At 65.2% G+C, this 26,874-nt stretch carries 28 protein-coding genes and 1 pseudogene; 14 read left to right on the top strand and 15 right to left on the bottom strand.

All coding sequences use genetic code 11. The annotated features are described in order from the left end of the window. The coding region (locus J6497_RS28425; RefSeq protein ID WP_225707302.1) for a transposase at positions 1 to 166 on the top strand (166 nt) is incomplete at its 5' end. A gap of 269 nt (positions 167 to 435) precedes the next feature. Here the strand turns inward: J6497_RS28425 and J6497_RS28420 are convergent. Then, entirely contained in the window at positions 436 to 744 is a 309-nt protein-coding gene (locus J6497_RS28420) for a hypothetical protein (RefSeq protein ID WP_225707579.1), read from the bottom strand. 455 nt (positions 745 to 1,199) lie between these two features. On the opposite strand from J6497_RS28420, the pseudogene J6497_RS28415 reads away from it, so the two are divergent. The 4 genes and pseudogenes from J6497_RS28415 to J6497_RS28400 all read left to right on the top strand — a co-directional run bounded on the left by J6497_RS28415 (position 1,200) and on the right by J6497_RS28400 (position 4,103). Then, positions 1,200 to 1,512, top strand: a pseudogene (locus J6497_RS28415) (c-type cytochrome). Further along, a complete protein-coding gene (locus J6497_RS28410; protein ID WP_225707577.1) occupies positions 1,513 to 1,908 on the top strand; it encodes a VOC family protein in 396 nt (131 codons plus the stop codon). Positions 1,909 to 1,959: 51 nt separating this feature from the next. Then, the gene (locus tag J6497_RS28405; RefSeq protein WP_225707576.1) at positions 1,960 to 2,508 is read left to right on the top strand and encodes a gluconate 2-dehydrogenase subunit 3 family protein; all 549 of its coding nucleotides are present in this window, start codon (positions 1,960 to 1,962) and stop codon (positions 2,506 to 2,508) included. A 26-nt stretch (positions 2,509 to 2,534) separates the two neighbouring features. Continuing rightward, on the top strand, positions 2,535 to 4,103 hold the full coding sequence (locus J6497_RS28400) for a GMC family oxidoreductase (RefSeq protein WP_225707575.1): 1,569 nt from the start codon (positions 2,535 to 2,537) through the stop codon (positions 4,101 to 4,103). A gap of 222 nt (positions 4,104 to 4,325) precedes the next feature. On the opposite strand, the gene J6497_RS28395 is transcribed toward J6497_RS28400, so the two are convergent. Next, the gene (locus tag J6497_RS28395) at positions 4,326 to 4,640 is read right to left on the bottom strand and encodes a ribbon-helix-helix domain-containing protein (protein ID WP_225707574.1); all 315 of its coding nucleotides are present in this window, start codon (positions 4,638 to 4,640) and stop codon (positions 4,326 to 4,328) included. A 225-nt stretch (positions 4,641 to 4,865) separates the two neighbouring features. On the opposite strand from J6497_RS28395, the gene mutL reads away from it, so the two are divergent. Further along, positions 4,866 to 6,680 (top strand): DNA mismatch repair endonuclease MutL, encoded by a 1,815-nt coding sequence (gene mutL / locus J6497_RS28390; protein ID WP_225707573.1) that lies wholly within the window; start codon positions 4,866 to 4,868, stop codon positions 6,678 to 6,680. An 89-nt stretch (positions 6,681 to 6,769) separates the two neighbouring features. Here the strand turns inward: mutL and rsmD are convergent, their stop codons facing one another. Both rsmD and J6497_RS28380 read right to left on the bottom strand, forming a co-directional pair. Beyond that, complete coding sequence (rsmD, locus tag J6497_RS28385; protein WP_225707572.1) at positions 6,770 to 7,330, bottom strand: 16S rRNA (guanine(966)-N(2))-methyltransferase RsmD; 561 nt, start codon at positions 7,328 to 7,330, stop codon at positions 6,770 to 6,772. 7 nt (positions 7,331 to 7,337) lie between these two features. Continuing rightward, positions 7,338 to 9,371, bottom strand: coding sequence for a pseudouridine synthase (locus J6497_RS28380; protein ID WP_225707571.1), 2,034 nt, complete (start codon positions 9,369 to 9,371; stop codon positions 7,338 to 7,340). A 131-nt stretch (positions 9,372 to 9,502) separates the two neighbouring features. Between J6497_RS28380 and J6497_RS28375 the strand changes: the two genes are divergently transcribed. After that, positions 9,503 to 9,949, top strand: a complete 447-nt coding sequence (locus tag J6497_RS28375) for a nucleoside deaminase (protein WP_225707570.1) — start codon at positions 9,503 to 9,505, stop codon at positions 9,947 to 9,949. Position 9,950: 1 nt separating this feature from the next. Here the strand turns inward: J6497_RS28375 and J6497_RS28370 are convergent, their stop codons facing one another. Both J6497_RS28370 and purD read right to left on the bottom strand, forming a co-directional pair. After that, on the bottom strand, positions 9,951 to 10,856 hold the full coding sequence (locus J6497_RS28370; RefSeq protein WP_225707569.1) for an alpha/beta fold hydrolase: 906 nt from the start codon (positions 10,854 to 10,856) through the stop codon (positions 9,951 to 9,953). 112 nt (positions 10,857 to 10,968) lie between these two features. Then, positions 10,969 to 12,249, bottom strand: a complete 1,281-nt coding sequence (gene purD, locus J6497_RS28365) for a phosphoribosylamine--glycine ligase (RefSeq protein WP_225707568.1) — start codon at positions 12,247 to 12,249, stop codon at positions 10,969 to 10,971. Between the two features lie 168 nt (positions 12,250 to 12,417). On the opposite strand from purD, the gene xseA reads away from it, so the two are divergent. Next, positions 12,418 to 14,034 carry an exodeoxyribonuclease VII large subunit gene (gene xseA, locus J6497_RS28360; RefSeq protein ID WP_225707567.1) on the top strand — a complete coding sequence of 539 codons (1,617 nt, stop codon included), beginning with the start codon at positions 12,418 to 12,420 and terminating at the stop codon, positions 14,032 to 14,034. Between the two features lie 254 nt (positions 14,035 to 14,288). Here xseA and J6497_RS28355 read toward each other — a convergent pair whose 3' ends face one another. Beyond that, positions 14,289 to 15,131 (bottom strand): dienelactone hydrolase family protein, encoded by an 843-nt coding sequence (locus J6497_RS28355; RefSeq protein WP_225707580.1) that lies wholly within the window; start codon positions 15,129 to 15,131, stop codon positions 14,289 to 14,291. A 185-nt stretch (positions 15,132 to 15,316) separates the two neighbouring features. Here J6497_RS28355 and J6497_RS28350 point away from each other — a divergent pair, with 185 nt between their 5' ends. After that, the gene (locus tag J6497_RS28350; protein ID WP_225707566.1) at positions 15,317 to 15,544 is read left to right on the top strand and encodes a DUF2093 domain-containing protein; all 228 of its coding nucleotides are present in this window, start codon (positions 15,317 to 15,319) and stop codon (positions 15,542 to 15,544) included. A 16-nt stretch (positions 15,545 to 15,560) separates the two neighbouring features. Here J6497_RS28350 and lpxK read toward each other — a convergent pair whose 3' ends face one another. The 6 genes from lpxK to J6497_RS28320 are packed head-to-tail and all read right to left on the bottom strand — an operon-like array spanning position 15,561 to position 21,069. Beyond that, entirely contained in the window at positions 15,561 to 16,583 is a 1,023-nt protein-coding gene (gene lpxK / locus J6497_RS28345) for a tetraacyldisaccharide 4'-kinase (RefSeq protein WP_225707565.1), read from the bottom strand. Continuing rightward, positions 16,576 to 17,910 carry a 3-deoxy-D-manno-octulosonic acid transferase gene (locus J6497_RS28340; RefSeq protein ID WP_225707564.1) on the bottom strand — a complete coding sequence of 445 codons (1,335 nt, stop codon included), beginning with the start codon at positions 17,908 to 17,910 and terminating at the stop codon, positions 16,576 to 16,578. Before J6497_RS28340 ends, lpxK begins: the two co-directional genes overlap by 8 nt. Further along, a complete protein-coding gene (locus J6497_RS28335) occupies positions 17,873 to 18,586 on the bottom strand; it encodes a lysophospholipid acyltransferase family protein (RefSeq protein ID WP_225707563.1) in 714 nt (237 codons plus the stop codon). Before J6497_RS28335 ends, J6497_RS28340 begins: the two co-directional genes overlap by 38 nt. Beyond that, positions 18,583 to 18,834, bottom strand: a complete 252-nt coding sequence (locus tag J6497_RS28330; protein ID WP_225707562.1) for a DUF4170 domain-containing protein — start codon at positions 18,832 to 18,834, stop codon at positions 18,583 to 18,585. The genes J6497_RS28335 and J6497_RS28330 overlap by 4 nt, the downstream gene beginning before the upstream one ends. Before the next feature lie 53 nt (positions 18,835 to 18,887). After that, entirely contained in the window at positions 18,888 to 19,697 is an 810-nt protein-coding gene (locus tag J6497_RS28325) for a 3'(2'),5'-bisphosphate nucleotidase CysQ (RefSeq protein WP_225707561.1), read from the bottom strand. Further along, entirely contained in the window at positions 19,684 to 21,069 is a 1,386-nt protein-coding gene (locus tag J6497_RS28320; RefSeq protein ID WP_225707560.1) for a TldD/PmbA family protein, read from the bottom strand. The genes J6497_RS28325 and J6497_RS28320 overlap by 14 nt, the downstream gene beginning before the upstream one ends. Before the next feature lie 16 nt (positions 21,070 to 21,085). Between J6497_RS28320 and J6497_RS28315 the strand changes: the two genes are divergently transcribed. Together J6497_RS28315 and J6497_RS28310 are read left to right on the top strand one after the other, a co-directional pair. Continuing rightward, positions 21,086 to 21,274 carry a hypothetical protein gene (locus J6497_RS28315; protein ID WP_225707559.1) on the top strand — a complete coding sequence of 63 codons (189 nt, stop codon included), beginning with the start codon at positions 21,086 to 21,088 and terminating at the stop codon, positions 21,272 to 21,274. 48 nt (positions 21,275 to 21,322) lie between these two features. Beyond that, entirely contained in the window at positions 21,323 to 21,847 is a 525-nt protein-coding gene (locus J6497_RS28310; protein ID WP_225707558.1) for a DUF6101 family protein, read from the top strand. Between the two features lie 156 nt (positions 21,848 to 22,003). Here J6497_RS28310 and ubiA read toward each other — a convergent pair whose 3' ends face one another. Together ubiA and J6497_RS28300 are read right to left on the bottom strand one after the other, a co-directional pair. Further along, positions 22,004 to 22,930, bottom strand: a complete 927-nt coding sequence (ubiA, locus tag J6497_RS28305; protein WP_225707557.1) for a 4-hydroxybenzoate octaprenyltransferase — start codon at positions 22,928 to 22,930, stop codon at positions 22,004 to 22,006. After that, positions 22,927 to 23,607, bottom strand: coding sequence for a hypothetical protein (locus tag J6497_RS28300; RefSeq protein WP_225707556.1), 681 nt, complete (start codon positions 23,605 to 23,607; stop codon positions 22,927 to 22,929). Before J6497_RS28300 ends, ubiA begins: the two co-directional genes overlap by 4 nt. Positions 23,608 to 23,807: 200 nt before the next feature. On the opposite strand from J6497_RS28300, the gene J6497_RS28295 reads away from it, so the two are divergent. From J6497_RS28295 to hisG, 3 genes are all read left to right on the top strand, one after another. Continuing rightward, complete coding sequence (locus J6497_RS28295) at positions 23,808 to 24,557, top strand: 16S rRNA (uracil(1498)-N(3))-methyltransferase (protein WP_225707555.1); 750 nt, start codon at positions 23,808 to 23,810, stop codon at positions 24,555 to 24,557. A 154-nt stretch (positions 24,558 to 24,711) separates the two neighbouring features. Beyond that, entirely contained in the window at positions 24,712 to 25,875 is a 1,164-nt protein-coding gene (locus J6497_RS28290; protein ID WP_225707554.1) for an ATP phosphoribosyltransferase regulatory subunit, read from the top strand. Further along, entirely contained in the window at positions 25,872 to 26,849 is a 978-nt protein-coding gene (gene hisG, locus J6497_RS28285) for an ATP phosphoribosyltransferase (protein ID WP_225707553.1), read from the top strand. The genes J6497_RS28290 and hisG overlap by 4 nt, the downstream gene beginning before the upstream one ends. The last annotated feature ends 25 nt before the right edge of the window (positions 26,850 to 26,874 follow it).

Here is a 26,874-nt window from a genome sequence, read left to right as displayed (position 1 = left end):
CCGCGCGCCGGTCGAGCAGGTCTTCGCGCGTCTCAAGGGCGTCTACCGCTGGGCGCGCGCCCGCTATCTGGGCCTGAGACGCAACCAGACGCATCTGCGTCTTATCTGCCTCGCCATGAACCTCAAACGATGGGCGGTGCTGCAGCCCGTGGGAGCTGCGGCGTGACCGCCACCGCCCGCTGCCATCGGACGGCCCTGAAAACGCGGCCCTCAACCCTCGCGTACCGCCTGAGGCAGCGCAAAAAAATGCCTGACATCGGCTGCCACTCCCGCTCAGCCAATTAAGCAAAGCTCTCGCTTGCGGGAGAGGGTTGGGGTGAGGGTATCTGCGCATTGGGACTCCCCGAGTAGTGAGAGCCCTCACCCGGCGCGAAGCGCCGATCCGGGTGCGCCGACCTCTCCCGCAAGCGGGAGAGGTGGAGAAAGCACGCGAGTCTAGTAGCGCTTGCTGCCAGGAGCGGATTCGGTTGGCGCACCTTTGTGTGCGCCAGCTCCACCTCCGCCTCCAGCACCCACCGTGCCCTTGGCGCCGGCCTTCGCGCCGGCCTTTCCAGTCGGCGCAGCCGTCTGTGCGTTCATCTCCTCATCGGCGGCGCCGCCGCCGGTCATTCCACCGGGTGCCATGCCCCTTTCCTGCGCGCCGCCGCGGGTCTGACCGCCGGTGGCAGCGCCTTGCGCAAGAACAGGGCCGACGAAGGCGGCCGATAGGGCAAACGCGATCACAGAGGTTTTCGCTAGCTTCATCCATTGCTCCTGGATTTGGTTCGTGTCGGAGGGTTCGGCGGTTCCATGCACCGCCTGCTGCGCCGGACCTCCCCTTCACGCGGATTGAACGTCGCAAACGGCGCTTGCGTCATGCAAGCTGCGTCGTGTGGAGATCGTGCAGGGATTTCGGGGCAATTTCGCGAAATTGCGCTTCACATATGCGGCGGCATGAAGCGGCTTGGCCGGCACGATTTTCCTACCTGCGGCGTTTCAAGCGAAGCGGGTACCGGTTCGCGTGAAGAAAACGCGTCAAACAAAAACTGGATCAGCGCCTTTTGTTCTGCGGTGAAACAACCCGCTACTACCACCGCCTTTCGTCAGCGACCTAGAGTTACCGCGTACAGGCGGTGATGTGGATGAGACGGCTACGCGCAACAGCAGCAATCGGCCTTGGATGTTGCAGTGCGTTGCTCGCGACGATCGCGGCTGCGCAGATGCCATTGCCTGCCGCCCGACGGTGCTGCGCTGTTCAAGCAGCAATGCGCGACCTGCCACACCACGAACCTGTCCGATCCGGTTCGCCAGGGCCCGCCCTTGTTCAGGATCGTCGGCCGTCCCGCGGGCAAGGCCGAAGGCTTTCACTATTCGGCCGGCTTCGCGAAAGCCGATTTCGTCTGGGACGACGCCAGGCTCGATGCCTGGCTCGCCAATCCGCAGGCGATGATCCCCGGCGCCATCATGGCCTATCGCCAAGCCAGGCCGGAGACCCGCGCCGCCATCATTGCCTATCTGAAGGAGCTCAACTGAATGGCAAAACCCGTTCACTCGATGATCCGCGTGCTCGAGGAGGCGAAGTCGCTCGATTTCTACGTGCGCGCCTTCGGCCTTGAGGTCGCCGATCATCTCAAATTCGATGATTTCGCGCTGATCTATCTGCGCCATCCTTCCTCGTCCTTCGAGGTCGAACTCACCGTCAATTTCGATCGCAACGAACCCTATTCGCTCGGCGACGGCTACGGTCATCTCGCTGTCGTCGTCGACGATGTCGATGCCGAGCATGCGCGGTTCGAGCAGGAAAAGCTCGCACCGGGACCGCTGCGCGATTTCAAGCATGACGGCAGGACGCTGGCGCGCTTCTTCTTCGTCGCGGATCCCGATGGCTACAAGATCGAGGTGATCCAGCGCGGCGGCCGCTTCGGATAATTCCCAATAACAAGCATTCAACAATGACAAAACATTCCACGGAGGAAACCCATGAGAGAAGTCGATCGTCGAAGCAAATATGACCGCCGCGTCTTCCTGAAGGGCGCGGCGACGGCAGTACCGACCGTCGCCATCGCCACCAGCGCGGGCCTCACCATCAGCGATGCCTGGGCCGATGACGCCACTACGCTGACGCCGGCGACACTGAAGACGCTGGTGAAGATGGCGCGCGACATCTATCCGCACGATTTCCTCGCCGACAGCTATTACATCACCGCGGTCAAACCGTGGGACGGCAAGGCAGTCAAGGATCCCGCGATCAAGTCGCTGATCAATGACGGCGTTATCAGGCTCGACCAGGAGGCCACCGACCGCCACAAGATCCCTTACGTGCAGGTGCCCTGGGAAGCCGATCGCGTAGCGCTGTTGCAGCGGATCGAACAGACCGCGTTCTTCCAGAAGGTCCGCGGCGACCTCGTCGTCTCCCTCTACAACCAGAAAGAGGTCTGGCCGAAGTTCGGCTATGAGGGCTCGTCGGCCGAATATGGCGGCTACCTCAAGCGCGGCTTCGCCGATATCGACTGGCTCCCGAAGGCCTGAACAACCAACGCTCTGGGAGGATCACAATGGCAAAATTCGATCTCAATGACAGTGGCGTGGTGGTGATCGTGGGCTCCGGCGCGGGCGGCGGAACGCTCGGCAACGAGCTGGCGCAGAAGGGCATGAAGGTCGTCATCCTCGAAGCCGGTCCACGTGTAGAGAACCATGAATTCATCAACGACGAGTGGGACAGCTTTGCGCAGCTCGCCTGGTCGGACATGCGCACGACGTCGGGAAGCTGGCGCGTTGCCAAGGATTTTCCCAACCTGCCGGCGTGGATCGTGAAGGCGGTCGGCGGCTCGACCACGCATTGGGCCGGCGCCTCGCTGCGCTTCGATGAGCACGAGTTCAAGACCAGGAGCACCTATGGCGGCATCCCCGGCGCCAATCTCCTGGACTGGCCGATCACGCTCGCCGAGATGAAGCCGTATTACGCCAAGGCCGAGGACAAGATGGGCGTGACGCGCACCAACGGCATTCCGGGGCTGCCCGGCAACAACAACTTCAAAGTGCTGGAGGCCGGCGCCAGGAAGGTCGGCTACAAGACCGTGCACACCGGCAACATGGCGATCAACAGCGAGCCGCGTGACGGCCGCGGCTCCTGCCAGCAGATCGGCTTCTGCTTCCAGGGCTGCAAGTCGGGCGCGAAATGGTCGACGCTCTACACCGAGATCCCGAAAGGCGAGGCCACCGGCAACCTCGAAGTGCGCCCGAACAGCATGGTGATCAAGATCGAGCACGATCAATCCGGCAAGGTGACCGGCGTGGTCTATGCCGACGAGAGCGGCGCGATGCAGCGACAGAAGGCCCGCGTGGTCGCAGTCGCCGGCAATTCGATCGAGAGCCCGCGGCTGCTCCTCAACAGCGCCTCGAACATGTTCCCGGACGGGCTCGCCAACTCCTCCGGCCAGGTCGGCCGCAACTACATGCGGCACATGACCGGCAGCGTCTACGCGAGCTTCGAGAAATCGGTGCACATGTATCGCGGCACCACGATGGCCGGCATCATCCGCGACGAATCCAGGAACGATCCCTCGCGCGGCTTCGTCGGCGGTTACGAGATGGAGACGCTGTCGATCGGCCTACCCTTCATGGCCGCGTTCCTCAATCCCGGCGCCTGGGGGCGCTCGTTCACCAGCGCGATGGAAGGCTATCCGCGGATGGCCGGCATGTGGCTGGTCGGCGAGGACATGCCGCAGGAGACCAACCGTGTCACGCTCGATCCCAAGGCCAAGGACAAGTTCGGCATGCCGGTCGCGAGCGTGCATTTCGACGACCATCCGAACGACCTCGCGATGCGCGCCCACGCCTACAAGCAGGGCGCCGCGGTCTACGAGGCGGTCGGCGCCACCGTCACCTATCCGACGCCGCCTTACCCGAGCACGCACAATCTCGGCACTAACCGGATGAGCGAGAAGGCGAGAGATGGCGTGGTGAACAAGTACGGCCAGACCCACGACATCAAGAACCTGTTCATCTCGGATGGCAGCCAGTTCACCTCGGGCGCCGCCTGCAACCCGACCCTGACGATCGTGTCGCTGGCGATCCGGCAAGCCGACCACATCGCCGGCGCAATGCAGCGGAAAGAGATTTAGCGCCGAGCGAGAGCTCTTCCTCTCAGTTCGAACAGCGTGACTCGCGGAGACAACCCCCACCCCGACCCTCCCCCTTTCAGGGGGAGGGAGAAGACGAACTCCGCCTTCTTCACCTCCCCTTGAAAAGGGGAGGTCGGCTTGCGCAACGCGCAAGCCGGATGGGGATCAGCTCTCTCCACACGCACACCTGCATCCGTGGCAGGCCCGCAGGGAGAGGGAGGCCTATTCGGCCGCGTCCAAGATCGCGGCCCTTTCGCCGTGCAATTCCGGCGTCGCCGCGCTCTTGGAGCGATAGATCAGGCAGGAGCAGCGCAACAGCGAGGCGAAATTATTGACCTCGCCGTGATGGTCGAGAACCTCGTTGTGCAGCGTCGTGAGGAATTTCGCCAGACTCATCCCCTCCTTCGCCGCGATCTCCTCCAGCGTGTCCCAGAATGCCAGTTCCAGCCGGATCGAGGTGCAATGGCCGCCGAGGCGCAGCGATCTCGTTTGCGATTCGTAGTCGCGTTGCGGCTGATGGGCGAACAGATGACACATGGGATCCTCCCGCCAGATTATAATTTTTCTAAACGATATACCCGGCGGTGCAACCCGACAATCCTGCGCTGCACAGCGGGCGGCACGCGAACGTCAGTGTCTTCAAGATGATAGCCAGGTCCCATCCCCAGTGCGGGGAATTTCCGGACCGGTACGCATGCATTTGCCGCCGTGCCCGCCTAGTATGCGAGGCAAGCTCCGAATCGATCCTTACCCCAGACTGCCATGCCCGTCCGCCAGCTTCCCGTAGAGGTCGTCAACCGCATCGCCGCCGGCGAGGTGGTCGAACGTCCCGCGAGCGTGGTCAAGGAACTCGTGGAGAATGCGATCGATGCCGGCGCCAGCCGGATCGATGTCTTCACCGATGGCGGCGGCCGGCGGCGGATCGGGATCACCGATGACGGCGGCGGCATGACCCGCGCCGACCTTGCGCTGTCGGTCGACCGCCACGCAACGTCAAAGCTCGACGACGAGGATCTGCTGCGGATCCGGACGCTCGGATTCCGCGGCGAGGCGTTGCCCTCGATCGGCGCGGTGGCAAGGCTCAACATCGTGACGCGCCACGCGAGCGAACCGCATGCCTGGTCGCTTTCGGTCGAGGCCGGCGTGAAGTCGGATGTCATGCCGGCAGCGCTCGGCCAGGGCACCCGCGTCGAGGTCAGCGACCTCTTCTATGCGACGCCGGCGCGGCTGAAATTCCTGAAGACCGACCGCACCGAGGCGGAAGCGATCCGCGAGGTGGTGCGTCGGCTCGCAATGGCGCGGCCCGACATCGCCTTCACGCTCGCCGGCGAGGAGCGCGCGCCGGTCACCTGGGCCGCGGCGCTGCCCGGCGGCCCCGGCCGGCTGACGCGGCTCGGCGATATCTTAGGGCACGATTTCCGCGCATGCGCGATCGAAGTCCGCGCCGAGCGCGAGGGCGTCGTGGTCGAAGGCTTTGCCGCCGCGCCCTCGCTGACGCGCGCCAACGCGCTCGGCCAGTATCTGTTCGTCAATGGCCGCCCTGTGCGCGACAAGCTGATCCTGGGGGCGGTGCGCGCGGCCTATGCCGACTACCTGCCGCGCGACCGCCATCCGGTCGTGGCGCTGTTCGTTACGCTGGCGCCGCAGGAAGTCGACGCCAATGTGCATCCGGCCAAGACCGAAGTGCGCTTCCGCAATGCCGGCCTGGTCCGCGCCCTGATCGTGCATGCGCTGAAAGAGGGGCTCGCGCGCGAGGGCCGGCGCACCGCGGCCAATACCGACGGCACGGCGCTCTCCGCTTTCCGTCCCTCCTTCGTGACTCCGCGCCCGACCAATTGGGACTGGCGCCACTCGCCGGCCTATCCCGTGCGGCCCATGCCTTCATTCGAAGCCGTGGCCGCAAGCGCGTTGGCCGAACCCGGCCAAGCCGCCTTCGATGTCGGCGCGCCGACCGCCGATGTCCGCTTCGAGGCGCAGCCCGCGGCCGACCTGCTCGATCGCCCGCTTGGCGCGGCGCGCACGCAGATCCACGAAACCTACATCGTCTCGCAGACCCGCGATGGTCTCATCGTGGTGGATCAGCACGCCGCCCACGAGCGCATCGTCTATGAGAAATTGAAGGCGTCGCTGGCGAAGAACGGCGTGCAGCGGCAGATCCTGCTGATCCCCGAGATCGTCGAGCTCGATGAATCCACTGTCGAGAAACTGCTCGATCGGACCGAGGAGCTTGCCGCTTACGGGCTTGCGATCGAATCCTTCGGCCCCGGCGCGGTCGCGGTGCGCGAGACGCCGTCGCTGCTCGGCAAGGCCAATGCGGCCGGACTGCTTCGCGATCTCGCCGAGCACATGGCAGAATGGGACGAGGCGCTGCCGCTCGAGCGACGCCTGATGCATGTCGCCGCCACCATGGCGTGTCACGGCTCGGTGCGCGCCGGACGCCGCCTCAAGCCGGAAGAGATGAACGCGCTCTTGCGCGAGATGGAAGACACGCCGAATTCCGGCCAGTGCAACCACGGCCGCCCGACCTATGTCGAATTGAAGCTGTCAGATATCGAGAAGCTGTTCGGAAGAAGATGAGGGTGCGTAGGATGGGTAGAGCGAAGCGAAACCCATCATTCACGCGGCTTACTGCCGAAGCTGATGGGTTTCGCTTCGCTCTACCCATCCTACGAATTCCAGTTCTTCAAAAACACGAACTCCGTGTCGTCATAGGCGCGGCGTTCCAGCTCCTCGAATCCGTCCGGCGCGGCGAACGCCGCAGCCTTCGACTCCTCCACCACCACCAGCGCGCCTGGCGTCAGCCACGCACCGTCACGCAGCGAGGCCAGCGCCTTCTCCGCCAACCCCTTGCCGTAGGGCGGATCGAGGAGCACCAGCGAGAACGGCTCGACGGGATGCGCGGGCCCGAGATTGGTGGCATCGCGGCGGAATACCTTCGTGACGCCGCCGAGCCCCAACGACTCGACATTGTTGCGCAACAGCGCACGCGCTTCCGCGCCGTTGTCGACGAACAGCGCGAACTTCGCGCCGCGCGACACCGCCTCGATGCCGAGCGCCCCGGTGCCGGCAAAGAGATCGAGCACACGCGCGTCTTGAATCGGATCGTCATAGGCATGGACGAGGATGTTGAACACGGACTCGCGCAGGCGGTCCGCGGTCGGCCGGATGTCGCGCGAAGAAGGTGCGGCCAGATTTCGGCCTTTCAATCGTCCCCCGACGACGCGCATGTTTCAGCTACTCGTCCTTCGGCTTCAGATCGCGCTTGCCGTGATAGGCGCGCTTGACGCGGCGCGGCGGGCCGTAGCCGGCATTCTCTTCCTCGTTGCGCTCGCGCGCCTCCTCGCTGCCGGAGCGCTGCACCAGCACGCGGCGGCCCTTGCGATCGGCAATCACTGCGCGCTTGCTTACCGGCTTGGGCGGCTTACTGTCACGTAGCACATCGTCGTCACCGCCAGCATGGTGCTCTGGTCGGGCGAAATCCGCACCCGCAAGTTTGGCGACCTTCTCGCCGAGCTGCTCGCGCAGCACCCGCGTCTTGACCTCCTCGACCTTGCCCTCCTCCAGCTCGCCGAGTTGGAACGGACCGTAGGAGACCCGGATCAGGCGATTCACCTCGAGGCCGAGATGCGCCATGACGTTGCGCACCTCGCGGTTCTTGCCCTCGCGGATCGCGAACACGAGCCAGACGTTCGAACCCTGGTCGCGCTCCAGCGCCGCCTCGATCGAACCATATTTGACGCCGTCGACCTCGACGCCCTTCTTCAGTTCGTCGAGCTGCGCCTGCGTCACCTCGCCATGGGCGCGGACGCGATATCGCCGAAGCCAGCCGGTGTCGGGCAATTCGAGCACGCGTGCGAGCCCGCCGTCATTGGTCAGCAGCAACAGCCCCTCGGTATTGAAGTCGAGCCGGCCGATGCTGATCAGCCGCGGCAAGCCTTCGGGCAAATTGTCGAACACGGTCGGACGCCCCTCGGGATCGTCATGCGTCGTCATCAGCCCGCGCGGCTTGTGATACATGAACAGCCGCGTGCGCTCGCGCGGCGGCAACGGCTTGCCGTCGACCAGGACAACATCATTGGTGGTGACGTCGAGCGCCGGCGAATTGATGACGCGGCCGTTCACGGTGACACGGCCCTGTGTGACCATCTCCTCGGCGTCGCGGCGTGAGGCAAGGCCGGCGCGCGCCAGCACCTTGGCGATGCGCTCGCCGGATTTCTTCGGCTTCGGCTCCGGGCGCTGCCGCTTGTCGAAGTCCGCCGGACGTTCGCGGTAGGCGCCGCGGCCGCCGAAGGCCGGACGCTTCGCAAAGACCTTGCTGTCATCCTCGTTGTCGCGGCGCGGACGGTCGCCGAAACGTCCCTCGCTGCGCGGATGCTCCTGCCAATCGGTGCGGCCTTCGGGGCGCTCGCGGAACGGACGATCGTCGCGAGAGCGCGAGAACCGCGGGCGCTCGTCGCCGCTGCGCTCGTCGCGCGGCTTCGCATAGCGAGGCTTATCAAAGCGCGGCTTGTCGAAATTGCGCGTGCCGTCGCGCGGCGGACGAGAACTGCGTTCCGGCCGATCCGGACCGGCTTCGCGCTTCTGCCACGGCTTGGATTCGCCGCGCGGCGGACGATCGCCGAAATCCTTGCGCGGACCACGATCCCCGCGGTCGCTTTTGCGATCCGCAGCACCGCCGGAGAATTTCCGATCACCGCCAAACTTTCTCTCGGGCCGATCGCCATCGCGGGATGGACGGTCACCAAATGATCGCTCGCCGCGCGGTGCATAGGATCGCTTCTCGCCGTCACGTTCGCGCGAAGCGTAGGGCCTCTTGTCGCCGAACTTGCGATCGGAAAACCGCGTCGCCGGACGGGCATCGTCGCGCTTGGCGCGCGGGGTGTAGGGGCGCTTTTCACCGCCCCGGTCATCCCGGTCGAACCTCGGCCGGTCGCCGCGCGGTTTGAACGACCGCTTCTCGCCATCACGCGACGGACGTTCGGCAAACGCCCGCTCTCCACGCGGGCGGTCGTCGCGGTTGAAGCGCGGCTTGTCGCCAAAGTCCCGGCGCGGCGCCTCATCCCCGTCGCGGCGGCGGAACGGGCGATCTTCGCGCTTGCCGCCGAAGTCGCGCTTTGCATCATCGCGCTTTCCGGCAAAATCCCTGGTCCCAAAGCCGCGCTTGGCGAACTTCTTCTCCGGCCCGCGCGCCTTGCCGGAGCGGCCCTTGCCGCCCGGCCGATCACGCCGGCCGCGGGAATCGTTGTTTTTGTCGCTATCGCGGGGCATGAATAGTCTCACTTAGGGGGTCAAATGGCGTTCATGCGTGCCCGTTCTCGAGCCGCAATCTCACGCAAAAACCGGCATCCACTTTTGCTGAAGGCGCAGCTAGTAGCAGGTTTCTTCCGATGATACGAGGCATGACTGTCCCCTCTTTCATGGATTTGGCGCTCAAAACCGCCGAAAATGCCGGGAAAGCCGGCGAAGTTCCGATCGGCTGCGTGATCGTGCGGGGCTACGAGGTGGTCGCCACCGCCGGCAATCGGACCCTGACCGACCGCGACCCAACCGCGCATGCCGAGATTTTGGCGATCCGGCAGGCTGCGGAGGCGATCGGCACCGAGCGGCTGGTGGATTGCGATCTCTATGTCACGCTCGAGCCGTGCACGATGTGCACCGCCGCGATCTCGTTCGCCCGCATCCGCCGGCTCTATTACGGCGCCTCCGACCCGAAGGGCGGCGCCGTCGAGTCCGGCGTGCGCTTCTTCTCGCAACCGACCTGCCATCACCGGCCGGAAATCTATCCCGCCATCGGCGAGCGAGAGGCCGCGGCGTTGCTGCGGGAATTTTTCAGGGAGCGGCGGTAGCCTACCCCGCCAGGAAAAACTCCCGCAGCAGTTTCCCGGTCGCTTCTGGATTCTCCTCCGTCAAAAAATGCCCGGAATCGACCGGCGATCCCACGACATTGGTCGCCCACTGCTTCCAGGTGTCGAGTGGCGTGGCTGCGGCATTGGCGATGCCGGCATCGCCCCACAGCGCCAGCATCGGGATCGTGATCTTCCGGCCCGCCTCGAAATCCGCTTTGTCGATCTCGTAATCGGCATACGCACCGGCGCGGTAATCCTCGCACATCGCGTGCACGCGCGAGGGATCGCGGAACGGCGCCAGATAATGCTCCAGCGCCCGCGGATCGATGGCGTCAAGCGTCTTCGATTTGGTCTGGCTCGCCATCTTGTGCTTGAGGAAGAAATCCGGTGCGCCCAGGATCAGCGTCTCCGGAAACGGGGCCGGCTGCGCCAGGAAGGTCCAGTGATAGATCTTCAGCGCATAGAGCCGGTTCATGCGCTCCCAGTAATTATAGGTCGGCAGGATATCCAGCACCGCGAGCTTCAACAGCCGTCCCGGATGATCGAGCGCCAGCCGATAGGAGACGCGGCCGCCACGGTCGTGACCGGCAAGCGCGAAACGCACATGGCCGAGCTTCTCCATGGCTTCAATCAGCGTCTTCGCCATCGCGCGCTTGGTGTAGGGCGTGTGGTCCTTGTCGCTCTCCGGCATATCCGACCAGCCATAACCCGGCAGGTCGGCGATGATGAGGGTGAACCTGTCGTCAAGCTTCGGCGCCACGGGGTGCCACATGACATGCGTGGACGAGAATCCGTGCAGCAACAGCAGCGGCGGCCCCTTGCCGCCGACGCGCGCGAAGATACGGCCTGAGGAAGTATTGATCCACTCGGAGGCGTAGCCGGGAAACAGATCGGCGAGATCGGACATCGCGTACCTCCTGTGTATCGGTGTCATTGCCGGGCTCGATCCGGCAATCCATCCTACGAAGAGATTCTTTTGAAGATGGATACGCGGGTCAAGCCCGCGTATGACGAGTTAGTTAGCCGCTCTTTTCGGCCTCCACCGCCTGCCAGGCGATGTCGCGGCGGCAGAAGCCGTCCGACCACTTGATGCGATCGATCGCCTCATAGGCGCGTTGCTTGGCTTCGGTCACGGTCTTGCCCGAGGCGCAGATGTTCAGCACGCGGCCACCATTGGCGAGGATGGCGCCGTCCTTTTCAACCGTGCCGGCGTGGAAGATCTCGACGCCCTCGATTTGAGCGGCCTCGTCGAGGCCATCGATGCGCGTGCCCTTCTTGTAATCGCCGGGATAGCCCTTGGCGGCCATCACCACGGTCAGCGCCGGATCGGGGAACCAGCGCAGATCAAAATTCTTTAACTGCCCGTCGCAGGCGGCGAGGAAGGCCGGCACGATGTCGGACATCATCCGCAGCATCAGCACCTGGCATTCGGGATCGCCGAAGCGGACATTGTATTCGAACAGTCTTGGGCCCTGTTCCGTCAGCATCACGCCGGCATAGAGCACGCCGCGGAATGGCATGCCGCGCTGCTTCATGCCGGCAACGGTCGGCAGGATGATCCGCGCCATAATCTGGTCGTGGATCTCAGGAGTCACGAATGGCGTCGGCGAATAGGCGCCCATGCCGCCGGTGTTCGGTCCCTCATCGTGATCGAATACACGCTTGTGGTCCTGCGCAGAGGCGAGCGGGATCGCGGTCTCGCCGTCGCATAGCGCGAAGAAGCTGATCTCGCGGCCGGACAGGAAATCCTCGATCACCACTTCAGTGCCGGCCGAGCCGAACGCGCCCTCGAACATCATCGCGATCGCCGCTTCCGCCTCGGCGAGCGTTTTGGCCACCACAACGCCCTTCCCGGCGGCGAGACCATCAGCCTTGACCACGATCGGCGCGCCCTGCGCCCACACATAGGCAAGCGCATCATTGGCATTATCGAAGCGGCGGTAAGCGCCGGTCGGAATGTTGAACTCGCGGCAGAGATCCTTGGTGAAGCCCTTGGAGCCCTCGAGCTGCGCCGCTGATTTGCTCGGGCCGAACGCCTTGATGCCGGCGGCGGCGAGATCGTCGACGATGCCCGCCGCGAGCGGGATTTCCGGACCGACCACGACAAGATCGACCGCGTTGCGCCGGCAGAATTCAATCACGGCGGAATGATCGGTGACATCGAGCGCCACGCATTCAGCCTCGCGCGCGATGCCGGCATTGCCCGGCGCGCACCACAGCTTTGTCAGCAGCGGAGAGGCGGCGATCTTCCACGCCAGCGCATGTTCGCGGCCGCCGGAACCGATCAGGAGAATATTCATGCGATTGCAGTCAGAATTAAGGGTTGCCGCGCCGTAGCGCGAGGGTTTAGCACGGCATCACGCCGCCGCAAGGAATGCGTCCGCTCTGATGTGGATATGTGGCCTGACCGGCTGGTTGGCACCCCAGGACCTTGCGCCCGGCTCCGAAAAGCCCGATTCTAACAAGTGATGACCGCTGCACCGAATCTGCTCAATGCGCCCGAATTCACCGTTTCGGAACTGTCCTCCGCGCTGAAGCGAACGGTGGAGGACCGGTTCGGCCATGTCCGGGTCCGCGGCGAGATCACGGGCTTCCGCGGGCCGCATTCCTCCGGCCATTGCTATTTCGCGCTGAAGGACGAGAACGCCAAGATCGAGGCGGTGATCTGGAAGTTCGCCCACGCTCGCATGCGCTTCAAGCCCCAGGAGGGGCTCGAGGTCATCGCGACCGGCAAGCTCACGACCTATCCGAACTCCTCCAAATACCAGATCGTGATCGAGGCGCTGGAGCCGGCCGGTATCGGCGCGCTGATGGCGCTGATGGAGGAGCGCAAGAAGAAGCTCGCCGCCGAAGGCCTGTTCAACGAGGCGCGCAAGCAGCTGTTGCCCTGGCTGCCGGAGGTGATCGGCGTCGTCACCTCGCCGACCGGCGCCGTGATCCGCGATATCCTGCATCGCCTGGAGGATCGCTTTCCGCGCCGCGTGCTGGTGTGGCCGGTCAAGGTGCAGGGCGACGGCTCCGCCGAGCAGGTCGCGGCGGCGATCCGCGGCTTCAACGCGCTGCCCGAAGGCGGACGGATTCCGCGCCCCGATCTTCTGATCGTCGCGCGCGGCGGCGGCTCGCTGGAGGACCTCTGGTCCTTCAATGAGGAGATCGTGGTCCGCGCTGCCGCCGACAGCATGATCCCGCTGATCTCGGCGGTGGGGCACGAGACCGACATCACGCTGATCGATTTCGCCGCCGACAAGCGCGCGCCGACGCCGACCGCGGCCGCCGAGATGGCGGTGCCGGTGCGCAGCGAACTGCTCGCCGAGGTGGCTGCGCTGGCGCGGCGGGTGTCCATGTGCTGGCAGCGCGGCCAGGAAGCCCGTCGCAGCGAATTGCGGGCCGCGGCGCGCGCGCTGCCGGCGCCGAGCGAACTCTTGGCGATCCCGCGGCAGCGGCTGGATCACCTGGGCGCAGCATTGCCGCGCGGCTTGAAGGCGAACACGCACGCGCATTTCCGCCGCTTTGCATCGACCAGCGGCCGGCTGACGCTGCGCGTGCTGCACGGGCAGATTTCGCATGCCAGGCAGCGCCTGACCGTGTCGGGCGAGCGGATCGCGCTTTCCGCGCGCTCGCTGCTGCGCAGCCGGCGCGAGCGTTTTACGGGGTTGGAAGTTCGTTTCAAGGCGTCCAAGCTGGCCAATGCCCAGGCGCAGCGCAATGCGATCGCGCGGCAGCGCGAACGCACCCATCGGCTCGCCGAGCGCGCGCAGCGCGCCATGGTCAATCTGCTGCAGCGGCTAGATGCGCGTGTCGGCCAGAGCGCAAAACTGCTGGCGGCGCTCTCCTATCGCAGCGTGCTGGCGCGCGGCTTTGCCCTGGTGCGCGACGAAGCGGGACATCCCGTGCATGCTGCCGCCAGCGTCGCGCCGAATGCGCAGCTGTCAATCGAATTCGCCGACGGCCGCGTGGCCGCTACCGCCGATGGCGATCGCCCTGCCACCGTAGCGCCGACGCCTCAGCCGAATCCGGTCACGCGCGAGTCGAAGCCGGCTCCAAAGCGGGTGGCAAAGCCAGTCGACCAGGGCAGCCTGTTTTAGCGCATAATCCGACAGGTTGAATCGGCTGCGGTGGAGCTGTGCTCCCTCTCGTGCCTACGGGGCCTTGAAAAGGAGAAGTGAGATATCGCCACTTGCGCCGAAGTGCTCCTTCCCCCTGGAAGGGGGAAGGTCGGGATGGGGGTCTGGCCCCGGGCGCAGGTGCACTGAGAGCGGGACTCGTGGACGCAGGATCCCCACCGGTTTGCGCAACGCGCAAACCGACCTCCCCTTTTCAAGGGAGGTGAAGCCACGCTCTAGCGCGCGAGCCAGGTTGCAACCTGCTTCTGTGCGTCGGTGCGCGCCTTTGCGTCGGTGCCGACGTGGCCGCCATCGGGCACCGCGGCATCGGCCGCGCCAGTAATCGCGTGCAGCGGCAGATTGGCGAGATCGAAGTCGTGATAAGCCCCGGGATAGACGATGATCCGGGCGAGCGCGCTGCGGCCGCGCGCGCCGTCGACCATCTGGTGGCAGGCCGGTGGCGAGCTGACATCGTCGCTGCCGCCGATCAGGACCAATGTCGGCACCCGCGCGCTCCAGCCGAGCCTGGATGATAGTCGGCAATCCGGATAGAACGCGATCGCCGTGCGAAAATCCGGCTCGGCGCTGCGCGACAAAAGTTGCGGCCGCACGGCCCACAACAGCGCGCTGGCACCGTTGGCCCAGCCGATCAGGCTGATGCGCTCACGCGCTACCCAGGGCTGCTGCATCAACCATTGTCGCGCCGCCACGATATCGGCGACCCGTTCGCGGCGCGCCAGCACGTGCCGTTCCCGCTCCTTGACGCGGCATTGCGGACCAAGATCGCGCGAGCCATAGCTGTCGGGCAACAGCACGGCGTGACCCGCCTTAAGCAATTGTTCCGCCCAGTCGCGGTAGCGCGGCAAGACCGGCTCGGAGCGCCCGGCGAGGCCGCCGCAGCCATGCAGCGCAATCACCGTCGGAAACGGGCCGTTGCCATTGGGCTTATAGAGCTGCGCGTGCAACGTGAGATTGTTGGCGGGAATATCGACCACGCGCGGAGCCGGCAGCGGCGCCGCCGTCGCGGCGGAAGCCACGGCAACGAGCGTCAGGAAAATGGCTGCTGACAAAAACCGCATCTCAATTGGCCGGATCATGGTGGCGCTGCTGACCAAGCGTACCATGCTTGAGAAACTATCATGCAGTCTGGCCGCAATTCATCACAAGTCGGTGGTTTAACCTGCGGACATTACAGCCTATTTATGGTAGGTATGAACCGCAACCCCAACGAGGCCTCGGTTAAGGCCGGGCGGAGAGTTTTATAGTGCTGAACAAGTTCGGTCCCTCGGGTCATGGTGAAGCGCAGGTGCAATACCTGGATGGCGATTTCCGCGTGATCTCGCCGGGAACCTATGTGCGCTGTGCCATCACGGACGTACGGATCCCGCTCGACGAACTGAAGTATTGGAGCGTCGATCTGCAGGAGGCCTACGCGACCCCGGGCGCAGTGCTGCAGCGACATTTTCCCAGCGCATTGAAGCAGCAGGGATGACCCGCGTCGACGGACGCTAACCGCGGAATTTCTTCCCGCGTACCCTGAGCAAGGCCTCCGCGACAAACTTCCGGAATGCGGCTCCATCCTCGAACTCCAGCGTCACTGCGAACTGCACCACCGCCTGCGCCCAGACAGGCAACTCGCCGCGCAGCTTGAGCCGCGCCAAATCCTTTTCCGTGGTCACCAGCGTCAGCCCGTCGCCTCCGGCCTCCGACAGGAGGCCATCGATGTCGGCCTTTGAGAACACGTGGTGATCGGGGAAGGCTCTCTCCCTAATGATGTCGATGCCACTCTTCCTTAAGGTGTTGAAGAAACGTGTGGGATCGCCGATGCCGGCAAAGGCGAGCACGCGCTGGCCCTGCAGCGAGTTCAGCGATGCATCGTCCGGCCGCAGCCGCGCCGTCAGCACCGGCTTTCCGCGCACGGCAATCTCCGTCGCCACCATCTTTGCCGCAGTGCCTTCGCCGACCACGACGAGCGCGTCGGTGCGCGCAATCTGCGGCGCCAGCGGTGCGCGCAACGGACCGGCCGGAAATACTTTTCCATTGCCAAGACCGCGGTGGCTGTCGATCACGATGATCGAGGCATCTTTGGCGACCCCCGGGTTCTGGAAGCCATCATCCATCACCAGCACGCTCGCGCCTTGCGACTTCACCAGTGCAACACCATCGGCGCGGTCGCGTGCGACCACGACCGGTAGCCGCTCGGCGAGCATCAACGGTTCATCGCCGACATCGGCGGCGGAATGGCTGGAAGGATCGACCTTCACCGGTCCGCGCAACTGGCCGCCATAGCCGCGACTGAGCACGACCGGCGCTTCGCCGAGCTCCCGCAAGAGTTTTGCAAGTGCCAGCACGGTCGGGGTCTTGCCGGCGCCGCCCATGTGATAGTTGCCCACGCAGAACACGGGAATGCCGGCGTCGAGTCCCTTGCGCTGCATACGCCAGGCGGCGACGGCGCCATAGAGCGTGGCAAGCGGCTGCAGCAGATGCGATTTCAGGGAGGCCGGACCGTGCCAGAAGGCCGGCTCACGCATTGGCGGCACCCATCTCGAGCCGTAACTGCAACAGATACGGTTCGAGTGCTGCCAGCGTGCGCTCCAGCGCGCCGCCGAGCTGCCGCACCACGTGTTCGGCGGCCCCCAGCGAGACTTCGCGCGCCTTGGCGTCGGCCAGCAACTGGCCGAGCTGCTTGACCAAAGCTTCCTGCGTATCGGCGCGGCGCGCGCCGCCGGCACGGTCGAGCGCCTCGTAGACATCGGTGAAATTGAAGACGTGCGGACCGTGCACGATCGCGGCGCCGAGCTTCACGGCCTCGATCGGGTTCTGGCCGCCATGCGGAACCAGCGAGCCGCCCATGAACACGATCGGCGCCAGCCGATAGAACAAGCCGAGCTCGCCCATGGTGTCTGCGACATAGACGTCGGTGGTCGCGATCGGCAGTTCCTCGCGCGAGCGCAGCGCGCTGTGCAGGCCGGCCGCCTCGACGACGCCGGCGACCGCCTCGCCGCGAGCCGGGTGGCGCGGCACGACCACCGTGAGCAGCGAAGGAAAGAATCCGGACAACGCGCGATGCGCTTCCACAAGCTGCTCTTCCTCACCGGGATGGGTGGAGGCCGCGACCACGATCGGTCGGCCGCGTGTCACCGCCATCAGCCGCTCCAGCTTGGCAGGATCTGCCGGCGGCGCCGCGACGTCGAGCTTGAGGTTGCCGGTGATGACGACGTTGCGGCCGCCGAGCGCTGTAAAGCGTTCGGCGTCCACTCTCGACTGCGTCAGGCAGATATCGAAGCGATCGAGCAAAGCCGAGATCGTACTCGACATCCGTTGCCAGCGCGGAAACGAGCGCTGCGACATCCGTCCGTTGATCAGCACCATCGGCAGGCGGCGCGCGGAGCTCGACAGGATCAGGTTCGGCCACAGATCCGACTCGATGAACAGCGCCAGCGACGGCCGCCAATGATCGAGGAAACGCGCGACATAGCGCGGGGAATCATACGGCACATATTGATGGATGACGTCAGGCGGGAAGCGCTTGGCTACGATCGCCGCCGAGGTGACAGTGCCGGAGGTGAGCAGGATGCGCAGGTTGAGCTCGCGCAGTTTCTCGATCAGCGCCGCCGCCGCCAGCACCTCGCCGACGCTCGCGCCATGGATCCACACCAGCGGCCCGTGCGGCCGCACATCGACGCTCACGCCGCGCCGCTCGCTGACGCGAGCAGGATCCTCCTTGCCGAGCTTCAGCCGCCGCCGGATCAGCGCAGGCGCGAGCGGCACCATCGCGGACGATAGTCTTTGGTAGACCCGCAACGTCATCGGCAGCGACTTAGCCAAGCGCTCCCTCCGGACGCCCGACGGCGGCATAGGCCTTTCGGGTCGCTTCGTTCAGCAAGGTCTCCACCCTGAGCCGCAGCGTTTCCATGGTCTCGGCGTCGGCATCGGGCGGCACCTTCACGGAATCGATGCCCACCAATGCGCCCCTTCCGAATGGCAAATTGATGGTGGTGGAATCCCAGTTTTTCAACCGGATAAACCGGCTGGTAACCATGGCAAAGGGCATGATCGGCCGGCCCGACTCGCGCGCCAGCATGATGATGCCGAGACCGGCGACCCGGGCGCGCTTGGGCACGTCGGCGGTGGTCGCGACGTTCCAGTTCTCCTCCAGCGCCTGCAGCATCTCCCTGAAGGCGCCGACGCCCCCCTTTCGATGGAAACTGCCGGAATGATCGCCCGACCCCCTGATGGTGGCGACGCCCAGCCGCTCGGCGGCGATCGCATTGAACTCGCCGTCGCGATGCCGGGAGATCAGGACCTTGGCGCGGTAGCTTCCCCGGATCCGGATGAACGGGGTCATCAGGTGCTGGCCATGCCAGAAGACGAAGATGCAGGGCATCTGCGGTTCCACCTGCTCGTAGACATCGGCTGGCTCAAAGCTGAACTTGTTGGTCAGCCAGACCAGCCGCAGATATTCGGCCGCAAGCAGGCCCAGCGCACGCTGCACGAGGCCGCTGCGCAGAAAATCGCGAATCAGTCGTTTCAAAGGGAGGGCTTTGTGTCTTGACCCGGGTCGAGCAGCCGATGGAGGTGGACGATGAAATAGCGCATGTGGGCGTTGTCCACGGTCTGCTGCGCTTTCGCCTTCCAGGCCGCGTGGGCGCTGGCGTAGTTCGGATACACGCCGACGATGTCGACCTGATCGAGATTCTTGAAGGTGTTGTGCTGGAGGTCGACCAGTTCGCCACCGATGACGAGATGCAATAATTGCTGCGGCTGGGCACTATCTGACATAACGTTTTTTCCTGATGAGATGCCCGGCAGGGAAGTCCTGTAGCGCGAGGCGATCAGTGCAACGGGCGGTTGCGAAAATGCTCGACAATACGTGCATGACGATCATGTCCCGCCGCCACCAGCACCCCATGCGCCAGCTCCCGGCGATTATACTCAATCGCATCCCCCGAAAGCGCGGTCATTTTACCATCCGCTTCCTGCACGATCAAATTCGCCGCCGCAAGGTCCCAATCGTGACTATTGCCGCCGGCGAAGGCTGCATCGAGCGCGCCATGCGCGACCCGGCATAGTCTGAGCGCCAGCGAACCGATTCGCGGATGCGGCGCGATCTCATGCGTCGAAGGGCTCAAGCGCTGCACCAGTGGCTTCGGGCCGGCCATGCGGGAGAAATCGAGATCGGTGCCCGCGGTCGCGCGCACCGCGATGCCATTGCGCGTGGTGCCCTGCCCGCGCGCGGCGAAGAAGAATTCCTCGCTGGCGGGCGCGAATACCGCCGCCAGCACCGGCGAGGCATTTTCAACCAGCGCCACGCTGACGCACCAGTCCTCGCGCCCGGCGAGATAGGAACGGGTGCCGTCGATGGGATCGACGATCCACGTCAGGCGCTTGCCAAGCCGCGCCTGGTCGTCGGCGCTCTCTTCAGACAGCCAGCCGTAATCGGGTGTCGCCGAACGTAGACGCTGCTCCAGCAGGTCGTTGACCGCGATATCGGCCTCCGACACCGGCGACGAGGCGCCCTTGATCCAGTTCTTCACATCGGTGCGAAACAGCGAGAGCGCCAGCGCCCCCGCTTCCCGGACCGTGTCCGCCAGCAGGGCGCCGTCGCGCGCCAGGATCCCGTCGTCCGTATCAGCGTCCACCAAGCGTCAATCCCTCGATGCGCAAGGTTGGCGCATTCACGCCGTAGCGGAATTCCAGATCGTTCGCGGCTACCAGCGATTTGAACATCGCCAGCAGATGCCCTGCGATCGTCACCTCGCTGACGGGATAGGTGATCTCTCCGTTCTCGATCCAGAAGCCCGAAGCGCCGCGGCTGTAGTCCCCCGTCACGCCATTGACGCCGGAACCGATCAGGTCGGTGACGTAAAAGCCCTGCTTGATGTCGGCGATCAGTTCCTTGGGCGTCGCCGAGCCGGGCTCCAGATGCAGATTGTAGGCTCCTGGCGACGGCACCGAGGAGACGCCGCGATGCGCATGTCCTGTCGTGACCATGCCAAGTTCGCGCGCGGTCGCGCAGTCGAGCAGCCAGGTGGTGAGAACACCTTCATCGATGAGGGCCGTCTTTTTCACTTTGACGCCCTCGGCGTCGAAGGTCTGCGAGCGCAGGCCGCGCACGCGCAAGGGATCATCGACGATACGAATGTTGCTGGGGAACAATTGCTGGCCGAGACGATCCTTCAGGAAGCTGGTCTTGCGCGCGATCGATGCGCCGTTGATGGCACCGACGAGATGGCCGACCATCGAGTTCGCGACGCGCGGATCGTAGACGACGGGCACCTTGCAGGTCTGGACCTTGCGCGGATTGGTGCGTGCCACCGCGCGCTCAGCCGCCTTGCGGCCGACGCTTGCAGGCGAAGCGAGGTCGGACGCATGCAACGCGCTCGTGAAGTCATAGTCACGCTCCATGCCAGTGCCCTCGCCCGAGATCGCGGTCATCGAGATGCCCTGGCTCGAGCGCAGATAGGAACCATGGAAACCGGTCGAGGTCACCAGCACCATGCCGCCGATGCCGGAAGAAGCCGACGCACCGCCGGATTTGGTCACCCCGTTGACCGCGAGTGCCGCCGCTTCCGCCTCGGTGGCGCGGCGTTCGAGTTCCGCGGTCGAGGGCACGTCGCGGTCGAGCAGGTCGAGATCGGGGAAGTCGCGCGCCAGCAGCGCGGGATCCGCGAACCCGACATATTTGTCGTCGGGCGCGACGCGCGCCATTGCCACCGCGCGCTCGGCAAGCTTGGCGATCCCATCGCCGGTGACATCATTGGTCGAGACCACCGCCTGGCGCTGACCAACCAGCACGCGCAAGCCCACATCGTCGCCTTCGGAACGCTCGGACTCCTCGACGCGCCCGTCGCGCACCTCGACGCTTTGCGAAACGCCGCGTACCGCGATCGCATCCGCCGCATCCGCGCCGGCGCGCTTGGCCGCCTCGACGAGACGCTGCGCCAGTTTACTCAAGGCCGACTGGTCGAACAGGTTGGTTGCGGACTTTTCGGCAAGCGATGGCGAAGGGTTCACGAACAGATTCCTGACGTTGAAGGGGCTCAACGCAACGCGATGCGCCAAGCCCACCAGATGTGCCGGATTTGCAGCGATTTCAAGCATTTTTGCCGCGCGCGATGAAGAAGAATTGCTTGAGCCCGGCAAGGTCTTGTCAAGCATGTGCGCCTTTGACCTCTCTTTAACCAGCCTTTTTAAGCTGATCCGGAAACGGCTGCGCTAAGGTCTCGCGCATCGACCGGGAACATAATCCCGGCGGGGAGATAAAGCCGTGAGGCGTCAAACAGCAACAGGCGGGCTCAACCCCGCCGGGTCGGGCCGTGTGCAGCGGCTCGACCCGCTTTCTCTTCCGCTCAGCTTCCATGCGCAAGATGTCCGCGCGGACGGTGGCGTGCGGCAGGTTGAACTTCACCACGAGCGCGTCGTGCTGCGCCGTGCCGTTAATGGCATGCGGATGGCGATCAATGTTCGCGTCAGCGACTTCATTGGCGTGGCGTTGCGCGATTTTGGCGACGAGCAGATGCTGACGCTCGTTCACCGCGATCCGTCGCTGGCGATTCCGCTTGGCGTCAGTTCCGATCGCGACGAGATCCAAACCACCTGGCAGATGTGGAGCGACGTGCTGCGCCTCCCGCGGCTTGACGAGCAAGCTCCGCGCGAGCCTGCCGCCCGGCGCCGCCGCCGCAATGTCATTTTCACGCGCCGCCCGCGATTCCTGGTACGCCGCCGTGGTGGTGGCGCGCTCGATGCGGCCCGTGTCCATCACGGCGAACGCGAGATCATCGCTCGGGATTGAGCGAGAGTCCGGGACGACGGCTCGCGCCATAATACACGCCGTCATTCCGGGGCGCCGCGAAGCGGCGAGCCCGGAATCCATTTCAACACCGGTATATGCGGCCCGATGGATTCCGGGCTCGCGCCAAGAGGCGCGCCCCGGAATGACGAAGAAGCGTCAGCGCATCACGGCATCAATCAGCAATCCGGCAAACAGGATGAGGCCGGCGTCGCGGTTGGACTTGAAGATGCGCAGGCACAACGCGGGATCCCGGATGTCGAGCCGCCTAATCTGGATTGCGAGATGCAATGCGAAGGCGGCGAGGCCGATCCATGCGAACCAACGCGCGCCCGCCAGCACGAGCGCCGTGCCGATCAGGACCACCGCGAGCGAATAGAACACCGCGAGCGCCTTGTGCGTGCCCGCGCCGAACAGGCGTGCGGTCGACTTGATGCCGATCAGCGCGTCGTCCTCGGCGTCCTGATGCGCATAGATGGTGTCGTAGCCGATCACCCAAGAGATTGAGCCGGCATAGAGCGCAAGCGCGGTCAGATCGATGCGCCCGAGGATGACGGCAAATCCCATCAGGGCGCCCCAGGAGAAGGCGAGCCCCAGCACCACTTGCGGCCACCAGGTGATGCGCTTCATGAACGGATAGATCGCGACGATGACGAGCGAGGCGATGCCGGTTGCGATCGCAAGACGGTTGAACTGCAGGAGCACGACGAGACCGATCAGCGCCTGGGCGACCAGGAAGATCAGCGCCTGCGTCACGCTCACCTGCCCCGCCGGAATCGGCCGCGACCGCGTCCGCTCCACTTTCGCATCGAGATTGCGATCGGTAATGTCGTTCCAGGTGCAGCCCGCACCGCGCATCACGAAGGCGCCGATGAAGAACAGAACGACGACAAGCGGGAGCTGGTGGAGGTCATGGCCGACGCCGGCCGCGAGCGCCGCCGACCACCAGCACGGCATCAACAACAGCCACGAGCCGATCGGCCGGTCGAAACGGGAGAGACGCAAGTAAGGCCGCGACCAGGACGGCGCGCGGGTGTCGACCCAGTTGCCGGTCGCATCGGCAACACGGGCCGTGACGTCGCTCATCGCGCCAGCACGTTGCCGTTCAGCGTGTCAAACGTGCTGCCGCCCTTGCGGGTCGGCACCGCCTCGGGCGCGGAGGCGGACCCCAGCACTTCGCTCAAGGTGGGGCCGGCAGGCGGGCGATTCTGAATCTGCTGCGCTACCGCGCAGACCTTCTTCTGCATCGCCTCGGTATTCTTGTGGCCGTTCTGGAGCTGATCGAGGATCTGCGGCGGGATTCCGCATTTCGCCGAGTTCTCCTTCACGTATTTCATCATCTTCAGCTCGGCCTGGCTGTAATTGCCGATCAGCTTGCAGGCCTCATCCGGTCCGGCCTTCTTTTCGCCGGCGATCTTGATCAGCTTGCCGCGCCGCTCGGTCTCCTCGCGCAAGGGGATGAAGCCCTTCATGCAAGCATCCTGCGGGCCCGCACCCGCGCCCGCGCTCTGGGGTGGCCGCGGCGGTGCAAATGCCCCACCGCCGCCCGCGATCGGCGCCGCGCCCTGGCTCGGGAAGGCCGACGGCGTACCGATGGACGCGGATGGTACCCCGCCGTTCACCGGTGGGAAGGGCGAGGCGTTCGCAGGCGCTGCGGCCTGCTGGCCGGGCAGCGGCGCGGGAAACGCGCCCTGCGCAAGAGCGTGGCCGGCGTGGAGCACCACGGCGGCAACCGTCAGCGACACCATCAGGCGGGTCATCAAGGGATATTTCTCCGGCAGCCGGCTTCGAGTCGAAGCACAATTTCCATGCGGCTTTTTACGATTCCAGCCGTTTCTTAACAACCCGTGGATTGGGGCAACAGCGCGGCGTCACGTCGCGCCGAAGATCAAAAATAGGCTACGAATTCTAGCGCTTTAGGCTAAAAGCGCGGCCGAATTGCGTGCCGACGGAACATTAACAGATGCCGGACTATGACTTTCGCGCCCCTCGCCTGTTCGTCGATGTGCCCCTGCAAGCGGGCCAAACCGTCGCGCTGGACCGCAACCAGAGCAATTATCTCGGTAACGTATTACGGCTGAAGGCCGGCGACACCATCCTGGTGTTCAATGGCCGCGACGGCGAATGGCAGGCTGAACTCAATGGCCGCAAGCGGGCGGATACGCTGACCATCCACCGCCAGACCCGGCCGCAGGATCGCCTGCCCGACATCGCCTATGTCTTCGCGCCGCTGAAACACGCCCGGCTCGACTATATGGTGCAGAAGGCGGTCGAGATGGGCGCATCGCGCCTGCAGCCGGTCCTGACCCGCTACACCCAGGTTTCGCGGGTGAATAGCGAGCGCATGCGGGCCAATGTGGTCGAGGCGGCCGAGCAATGCGGGATCACGGCCCTCGCCGAGGTCGCCGACCCCGTCCCGCTCGAGCGTTTCCTCACCGACCGCGTCGATAACCGCCTGCTGGTGTTCTGCGACGAAACCGCCGACCTCGGCGATCCCCTGCAGGCATTGCAACAGGGCGCCGCCACTGATGGCATCGACGTGCTGATCGGCCCGGAGGGCGGGTTCGCCGAGGAGGAGCGTATGCTGCTCTTGCGCCAGTCCAGGATCATGCGGCTGTCGCTGGGGCCGCGGATCCTGCGCGCGGACACCACAGGGGTCGCGGCGCTGGCCCTGGTTCAGGCGGCCCTCGGCGACTGGCGTCCAAAGGGCTAGGCAATACCGGCTTAAATCGGTAAGGCACGCCCCATTAAGCGATTTGGCCGATGCCGGTCGAAACGGCGCTTTTGCCGTGCTAAGGGCTCGCCGGAAACACTTGGGCTACCTTGAGCCGCTTCGGGAACCTATTTCGGGCTATTTGGACGTCGAGATGACCGTAACCGCCACCACCCGCGGTGCCGCCTCCTCCGCCGCATGGGCGGATGCGCTGCTGTTATCGTTTGCGCAGGCCGGCTACATCAGGTCCGAGCCGGCGATCCTGCAGCCGGCCGAGCCGTTCCTCGACCTCTCCGGCGAGGGCATCCGCAAGAGCCTCTACCTCACCACCGACGCGAGCGGCGAGGAACTGTGCCTGCGCCCGGACCTGACGATCCCCGTGGCACGCGACTACCTCGCCTCGCCGGAGGCCGGGAAGCCAGCCGGCTTCAGCTATCTCGGCGCGGTATTCCGTTATCGCGGCAGCCAGCCCAGCGAGTTCCTGCAGGCCGGCATCGAATCATTCGGCCGGCAGGACCGCGCCGCTGCGGACGCCGAGATGTTGGCGCTGGCGCTGGAGGCGACGGCGGCGTTTGGACTGACCGACGTCGAGATCCGCACCGGCGACGTCGCCTTGTTCATTGCCCTGATCGAGGCGCTCGGGCTTTATCCGGTGTGGCGCCGCCGCCTGATCAAGGATTTCAACCGCAAGGTCAGCCTCACCGAGGATATCGAGCGGCTGACGCTCGCGGGCACGCTTGGCCGCGCCGAATATGAGGGCGTGCTGGCCGCACTTGCCGGCTCCGACCGCAAGGCGGCGCTGGCGCTCGTCACCGACCTGATGTCGATCGCCGGCACCACCAATGTCGGCGGCCGCAGCGTCGCCGAGATCGCCGACCGTTTCCTCGAACAATCGACGCTCAAAGCCGGCGCGCTGCCGCGCGACGCGATCGCCACCATCAAGCGCTTCCTGTCGATCACGGGCGAACCGGACGACGCCATCGCACAACTGCGCGCGCTGGCTGAGGACGCGAGGCTCGACCTCTCCGGCGCGATCGACGAATTCGAACGCCGCGTCGGCTTCATGGCCGCGCGCGGCATTGATACGCGCAAGACGCGCTTCTCGGCGTCGTTCGGGCGCGGGCTCGACTACTACACCGGCTTCGAGTTCGAACTACACGCCAGGGGCAACGGCGCCGAGCCGCTGGTCGCCGGCGGCCGCTATGATGGATTGATGACGCAGCTCGGCTCGGCCGAGCCGATCCCGGCGGTCGGCTTCTCCGTCTGGATCGAGGCGCTGACACAGCTCGGCATGCCCGTGCGCGGAGGCAAGGCATGAGCGCGCCGTTCGTTCTCGCGGTCCCCTCGAAAGGACGTCTGCAGGAAAATGCCGAGGCGTTTTTCGCCCGCGCCGGATTGACGCTGTCGAAGCCCGGCGGCGCACGCGATTATCGCGGCACCATCGCGGGACTGGACAATGTCGAAATCGCCTATCTCTCCGCGAGCGAGATCGCCTCACAGCTCGCGCGCGGCATGGTGCATCTTGGGGTCACCGGCGAGGACCTCGTGCGCGAGAGCATCGCGGACGCCGACAAGCGCGTGCACCTGATCGACGGTCTCGGTTTCGGCTACGCCAATGTGGTGGTCGCGGTGCCGCAGGCCTGGATCGACGTCCGCAGCATGGCCGATCTTGACGATGTCACCACGGGTTTCCGCGAGCAGCATCACCGGCGGATGCGGATCGCGACCAAGTACATCAACCTGACCCGGACCTTCTTCGCGTCCCGCGGCATCCTCGACTATCGCATCGTCGAGAGCGCCGGTGCGACCGAAGGCGCACCCGCGGTCGGCACCGCGGAACTGATCGTCGACATCACCACGACCGGCGCGACGCTCGCCGCGAACGGATTGAAGGTGCTCGACGACGGCGTGATCCTGCGTAGCCAGGCGAACCTCGTCGCCTCGAAAGACGCCGACTGGTCGACCGAGGCCCGCGAGACCGCCCGCGTCATCCTGGATCACATCGCCGCTCGCGCCCGGGCGAACAAATATCGCGAGGTCCGCACCCGCTTCAAAGGATGCGATGCAGCATTGCTGGCGGAAGCCCATAACCGTTTCGGCGTGGTCGCCCCGTTCGGCGGCCCGACCTCGTCAGGCATGCTGACGCTGCACTGCCCACCGGCGCAGCTCTATGCGCTCGGCAGCTTCCTGCGCGAGCATGGCGCCGATACGGTGTCGGTGGTCTCGCTCGACTACGTCTTCGACCGCGAGAACCCGCTGTTCGCCAGGCTCGAGGCTTTCCTGCGGCAATGAGGCGTCCGGCCCGTTCATCGTGGCG

The organism is Bradyrhizobium cenepequi (assembly GCF_020329485.1).
In the GTDB taxonomy this organism is placed as follows: domain Bacteria; phylum Pseudomonadota; class Alphaproteobacteria; order Rhizobiales; family Xanthobacteraceae; genus Bradyrhizobium; species Bradyrhizobium cenepequi.
The sequence above is the reverse complement of the archived record's forward strand: the minus strand, read 5'-3'. Positions and strand labels throughout refer to the sequence as shown.